The 5,666-nt window shown below is 63.5% G+C and carries 6 protein-coding genes and 1 pseudogene; 4 read left to right on the top strand and 3 right to left on the bottom strand.

Annotation, left to right across the window (positions count from 1 at the left end; genetic code table 11):
* Nucleotides 1-411: alpha/beta hydrolase fold domain-containing protein (locus MOV75_RS25445; RefSeq protein WP_247006803.1), on the bottom strand; the 411-nt coding region annotated here is incomplete at its 3' end.
* Between the two features lie 135 nt (nucleotides 412-546).
* Here MOV75_RS25445 and MOV75_RS25440 point away from each other — a divergent pair.
* Nucleotides 547-1,434, top strand: a complete 888-nt coding sequence (locus MOV75_RS25440) for a branched-chain amino acid aminotransferase (RefSeq protein ID WP_246927944.1) — start codon at nucleotides 547-549, stop codon at nucleotides 1,432-1,434.
* A gap of 137 nt (nucleotides 1,435-1,571) precedes the next feature.
* Here the strand turns inward: MOV75_RS25440 and MOV75_RS25435 are convergent, their stop codons facing one another.
* On the bottom strand, nucleotides 1,572-2,189 hold the full coding sequence (locus MOV75_RS25435) for a trans-aconitate 2-methyltransferase (protein ID WP_246927942.1): 618 nt from the start codon (nucleotides 2,187-2,189) through the stop codon (nucleotides 1,572-1,574).
* 108 nt (nucleotides 2,190-2,297) lie between these two features.
* Nucleotides 2,298-2,888, bottom strand: coding sequence for a polyhydroxyalkanoate synthesis repressor PhaR (phaR, locus tag MOV75_RS25430; RefSeq protein ID WP_246927940.1), 591 nt, complete (start codon nucleotides 2,886-2,888; stop codon nucleotides 2,298-2,300).
* 314 nt (nucleotides 2,889-3,202) lie between these two features.
* On the opposite strand from phaR, the gene MOV75_RS25425 reads away from it, so the two are divergent.
* The 3 genes and pseudogenes from MOV75_RS25425 to MOV75_RS25415 form a co-directional block, all read left to right on the top strand.
* Entirely contained in the window at nucleotides 3,203-4,381 is a 1,179-nt protein-coding gene (locus MOV75_RS25425) for an acetyl-CoA C-acetyltransferase (RefSeq protein ID WP_247006802.1), read from the top strand.
* A gap of 253 nt (nucleotides 4,382-4,634) precedes the next feature.
* Entirely contained in the window at nucleotides 4,635-5,360 is a 726-nt protein-coding gene (gene phbB, locus MOV75_RS25420) for an acetoacetyl-CoA reductase (RefSeq protein WP_246927927.1), read from the top strand.
* A 105-nt stretch (nucleotides 5,361-5,465) separates the two neighbouring features.
* A pseudogene (locus MOV75_RS25415) lies at nucleotides 5,466-5,666 on the top strand (EamA family transporter); the annotation flags it as partial.

The following is a 5,666-nucleotide window of genomic DNA, read 5'->3' as shown; positions in this document are numbered from 1 at the left end:
AACCCATTCGGTGGCGGCGATCGCATCGTCGACGGCGGCAGGAAATCTGTGCTCCGGCGCGAGTCGGTAGTCGACCGAGACGAGACGGCAACCGGTCGCATGCGCCAGCGCCGCTGCGATGCGATCATGCGTGGCGATGCTGCCGGCGACGAGGCCGCCGCCATGAAAGAACACGAAGCCGGGCGCGCGCTCCTCGGCATTTGCCGGCGTGTAAAGTCGATAGGGCAGTTCGCTGGCGCGGCCGGGCAGCACACCGTCGCGTGTCGTCACATCCGGCGCATCGGTGCGCGCGAACTGCATCAGCTTGGCCAGCGATTGCCGCCGCGCCTCCACGCTCGGCCGGCTTCTTGCCTGCGGCGCGGCCGCAGCCATCATGGTCAACAAGCGCCTTGCGAGCGGATCGAGCGGCATGGTGAACTCCGTATCATTGCTCGCATTATAGCCGGTTTGGCCTGCTTTACCCGCCAGGGGAGGGTGCCAGTCCCGCAGCAAATCGTTTAGAAATTGGGACAATAGTGCCCGGGTATTTCCAAGGGGAGGCCGGTCATGGCCGAAATCAAGAAGCCGATCGAATATTCGCCGAGCTGGACCTTCTTCGAGGGCAAATGGCACGACGGCAATGTGCCGATCATGGGCCCGCGCACGCATGCGGCCTGGCTCGGCTCGGTGGTGTTCGACGGCGCACGCGCGTTCGAGGGCGTCGCGCCCGATCTCGACCGACACGTCGCGCGCGCCAATCAATCCGCGATCAATTTTGGCCTGAAGCCGGTGGTCGATACCGGCACCTGGCTCACGCTCGCAAACGAGGGCATCGCGCGTTTCGCGGCGAATGCCGAGCTCTACGTCCGTCCGATGTATTGGGCTCAGAACGGGGCCGGTGGCGGCGTGCTGTTCGACCCCGAGACCACCAATTGGTGCCTGTGCATCTACGAGGCGCCGATGCCAAAGCCCGTCGGCAACGCCATCACCCTGTCGCCGTTTCGCAGGCCCACCGCCGAATGCGCGCCGGTCGAGGCGAAGGCGGCCTGCCTCTATCCGAACAATTCGCGCGCGCTTGCGGAAGCCGCTTCCCGCGGATTCCAGAACGCGCTGATGCTCGACATGCTCGGCAATGTCGCGGAATTTGGTAATTCCAACGTGTTCATGGCCAGGGACGGCCTGGTCTATACGCCGGTGCCCAACGGCACGTTCCTCAACGGCATCACGCGCCAACGCGTCATCAATCTGCTTCGCGGCGACGGTGTCACCGTGGTCGAGAAGACGTTGCGCTATGCCGATTTCCTGGCCGCCGACGAGATCTTCTCCACCGGCAATTTCGCCAAGGTCGCCCCGGTGATCCGCATCGACGAGCGCGAGCTGAAGCCGGGCCCGTTCTACACCAAAGCGCGCAAGCTCTATTGGGACTTTGCGCATGCGGTGAAGCTGGCGGCTTAGGCTCGCATGCGCGCCACGGACACCGCTGTCATCGTCCGCGAAGGCGGACGATCCAGTATTCCAGAGGCCGCAGTGATTGACCCGATGGGCCGCGGTGTACTGGATGCCCCGCCTGCGCGGGGCATGACACCGACTTCTTAGCCCCGTCGCTGAAATCGGCTGAACTGAAACGCCTGCGTCGAATTCCACGGCGTATGATGCGTCTCGCCGCGCGTCTCGACCAGCTCGAACTCCGGCCCCAGCTCCGCTGCAAGGCTGGCGCTGTCATGGCGCTGCACCGGCAAGCCGCTGCATTTCTCCGGACCGTCGAGCGCAAACGTCGCGATGATGACGTGGCCGCCGGGCGCAACCGCAGATCGCAGGTGCTCGACATAAGCAGCCCTGTCGCGGGAATCGGTCAGGAAGTGAAACGCCGCGCGATCATGCCATACATCGTAGACCCTCGCCGGCCGCCACGTCGTGGCGTCGGCGACGATCCAGTCGATCGTCGAGGCGGCTTGCCCAATTCGGCGCTTGGCCGCGTCGAGCGCGTTGGCGGAAAGGTCCAGCACGGCAACATCGCGATATCCGTCGTGCAAGAGAGCGTCGACCAGACGCGAAGCGCCGCCGCCGATATCGATGATGGCGGCGTCATGATCCGCCGTCGCCGCGCGGATCATCTCGAGCGAGATCGCCGGGCTGTTCTGAAACCAGCTGACTTCCGCCTCGCCCTTGGTGGCGTACACGTGCTCCCAATGGCCGCTTCGGTCAGGCAAGGCGCGTGCTCCGGACTAAGCCGGCATGACAGCGAGCGAGGCAGCATCGCTCTCAGCCGGCAGCTTGCGCATCCACCACATGGGGACGCGCCAGCACAGACGAAAGAGCTATTCGTCCTTCTTCGACATCCGCTCCAGGCGTTCCTGCATTTCCTTCATCTGCTGGCGCAGATCGTCGATGTTGCTGTCCTTCGGCGCCTCTGCGTTCGCGTCCGGCTCGGTCTCAGCGCTTGTCGCCGACCGCGGCGGGACGAAGGGCTTGAACATCGAAAAAGTCTGCTGGAACAGCTCCATGTTGCGGCGGACCTGTTCCTCCAAGGGAGCAAAAGGAGTGCCGGACAGGCTATTGGCGATCTGCTTGCGGAACTTCTCTTGCTCCTGGGTCAGGGTCGCGATCGACTGCTCCAGATATTTAGGCACCACCATCTGCATGCTGTCGCCGTAGAAGCGGATGAGCTGGCGCAGGAAGGTAGTCGGCAGCAGGTTCTGGCCGGCCTTGTTCTCCTGCTCGAAGATGATCTGGGCGAGCACGGAGCGGGTGATGTCGTCGCCGGTCTTGGCGTCATAGACCAGGAAATCTTCGCCATCCTTGACCATCGCGGCGAGGTCTTCCAGCGTCACGTAGGTACTCGTCCCGGTGTTATAGAGCCGGCGGTTCGCGTATTTCTTGATGGTGGTGGGTTGGTCTGATTTCGCCATGGGCTCTCACTTGCAAGCGCGGAGAACGGGAACCCGGCGGGCAATGCCGCAGGGCGGGAAGAGTACGCAACGCAACAAAATAAGCATTTTCAAAGGGGTCACGCTACCGTTTTGTGCGGCACGGTTAATTGCGGAGCAAAATCTTGCTTGCGAAAGCGCCAAGAACGCTATTTTGAATGCGCCGCGGCATGAATTCGGTCGCCGGCCGATTGACATGCCTCAACGACGTTAACAGGATGGCCGACGAGACTGGCGAGCCGTTTTCCTAAGCCCCGCCTGCCCCTTTCAAGAACCTCAAGCCTCAGGAGATGCCCATGTCAGACGATGTCGTCATCGTCAGCGCCGCCCGCACCCCGGTCGGAAGCTTCAACGGAGCCTTCGCGACCCTTCCCGCCCACGATCTCGGCGCCATCGCCATCAAGGCGGCGCTGGAGCGCGGTGGCATCGAGCCCGGCCGGGTCTCGGAAGTCATCATGGGGCAGATCCTGACCGCCGCCCAGGGTCAGAACCCGGCCCGTCAGGCCGCGATTGCCGCCGGCCTTCCGGTGGAGAGCCCGGCCTGGGGCGTCAACCAGCTGTGCGGCTCGGGCCTGCGCACGGTCGCGCTCGGCTACCAGGCGCTGCTCAACGGCGATTCCGAGATCGTGGTCGCCGGCGGCCAGGAATCCATGAGCATGGCCCCGCACGCGCAATATCTGCGCGGCGGCGTCAAGATGGGCCCGGTCGAGTTCGTGGACACCATGATCAAGGACGGCCTGTGGGATGCCTTCAACGGCTACCACATGGGCAACACCGCCGAGAACGTGGCGCGGCAGTGGCAGATCACCCGTGCCCAGCAGGACGAGTTCGCGGTCGCCTCGCAGCAGAAGGCCGAGGCGGCGCAGAAGGCCGGCAAGTTCAACGACGAGATCGTCCCTGTTACCATCAAGTCCCGCAAGGGCGACGTCGTCGTCAGCGCCGACGAATATCCCCGTCATGGCGCAACGATCGAGGCGATGGCCAAGCTGAAGCCCGCCTTCGAGAAGGAAGGCACGGTCACCGCAGCCTCCGCGTCCGGCATCAATGACGGCGCGGCTGCGGTGGTGCTGATGACCGCCAAGCAGGCGGCCAAGGAAGGCAAGAAGCCGCTCGCGCGAATCGTTTCGTGGGCGCAGGCCGGCGTCGATCCGAAGATCATGGGCTCGGGCCCGATCCCGGCCTCGCGCGCCGCGCTGAAGAAGGCCGGCTGGAACGTCGGCGATCTCGACTTGATCGAGGCCAACGAAGCTTTCGCCGCGCAGGCCTGCGCGGTCAACAAGGACCTCGGCTGGGATACCTCCAAGGTCAACGTCAATGGCGGCGCGATCGCGATCGGCCATCCGGTCGGTGCCTCCGGCGCGCGCGTGCTGGTGACGCTGCTGCACGAAATGCAGAAGCGCGATTCGAAGAAGGGCCTTGCCACGCTGTGCATCGGCGGCGGCATGGGCATCGCGATGTGCATTGCGCGCGACTGAAGATGGCTGACACGTAACTGACGTGTCATGCGCGCGTGCGCTGCACACATCGGTTAGTGCGTTGCACGCGACTAAAAAGGCAGCGGTTGCAAATCAAATATTCTTCGCAACCGCGCAAGCCTCGACTAAAGAGAAACGCCCGGCTCAACGCCGGGCGTTTTGTTCTTGATGTCCGTCAAACGTCCCCCATAATCCACAGTAAAAAAACGATCACGTCAGAAACGTCCGAAGAGTCCAAGGGAAGGAATACGACATGGCACGTGTTGCATTGGTCACGGGTGGTACGCGGGGCATAGGTGCTGCGATCAGCAAGGCGCTGAAGGCGGCCGGCTACAAGGTTGCGGCGAGCTATGCCGGCAACGACGCCGCGGCGGATAAGTTCAAGGCGGAGACCGGCATTGCCGTCTACAAATGGGACGTCAGCAGTTTCGACGCCTGTGCCGAGGGCGTGAAGAAGGTCGAGGCCGATCTCGGTCCGGTCGAGGTGCTCGTCAACAATGCCGGCATCACCCGCGACACCGCCTTCCACAAGATGACGCTCGATCAGTGGAACGCCGTCATCAACACCAATCTCGGCTCGCTGTTCAACATGACGCGCCAGGTCATCGAAGGCATGCGTTCGCGCAAGTTCGGCCGCATCATCTCGATCTCGTCGATCAACGGCCAGAAGGGGCAGTTCGGTCAGGTCAACTATTCCGCGGCGAAGGCCGGCGACATCGGCTTCACCAAGGCGCTCGCGCTCGAGAATGCCAAGGGCGGCATCACCGTGAATGCGATCTGCCCCGGCTACATCAACACCGAAATGGTCCAGGCGGTGCCGAAGGACGTTCTAGAGAAGAACGTGATTCCGCAGATCCCGGTCAACCGGCTCGGCGAGCCCGAGGAGATTGCGCGCGCGGTCGTGTTCCTCGCGGCCGACGAGGCCGGCTTCATCACGGGCTCGACCATGACCATCAATGGCGGCCAATATCAGGCCTGAGATTGCGCAAGCCAAAAGCCTGTAGCTTCAGGCGCGACAAGGCGATAGTGAAGACGAAAATGCCCGGCCTCGTGCCGGGCATCATCGTCCTCAGGCCTTTGATTGATGACCCCGCGCACAGCCACGCTGATCGGATTGACTGCGATCCTGATGTGGTCGCTGCTGTCAGTGATGACGGTGGCGACTGGAAGGATCCCGGCGTTCCAGCTCGCCGCGACGACCTTCGCGATCGGCGGCCTCGTCGGTCTGCTCACCTGGATCGGCCGCGGCGAAGCGGCGAAAAGCCTGCGCCAGCCGCTCGTCGTC

The organism is Bradyrhizobium sp. PRIMUS42 (genome assembly GCF_023006515.1).
Taxonomy (GTDB): domain Bacteria; phylum Pseudomonadota; class Alphaproteobacteria; order Rhizobiales; family Xanthobacteraceae; genus Bradyrhizobium.
The sequence above is the reverse complement of the archived record's forward strand: the minus strand, read 5'-3'. Positions and strand labels throughout refer to the sequence as shown.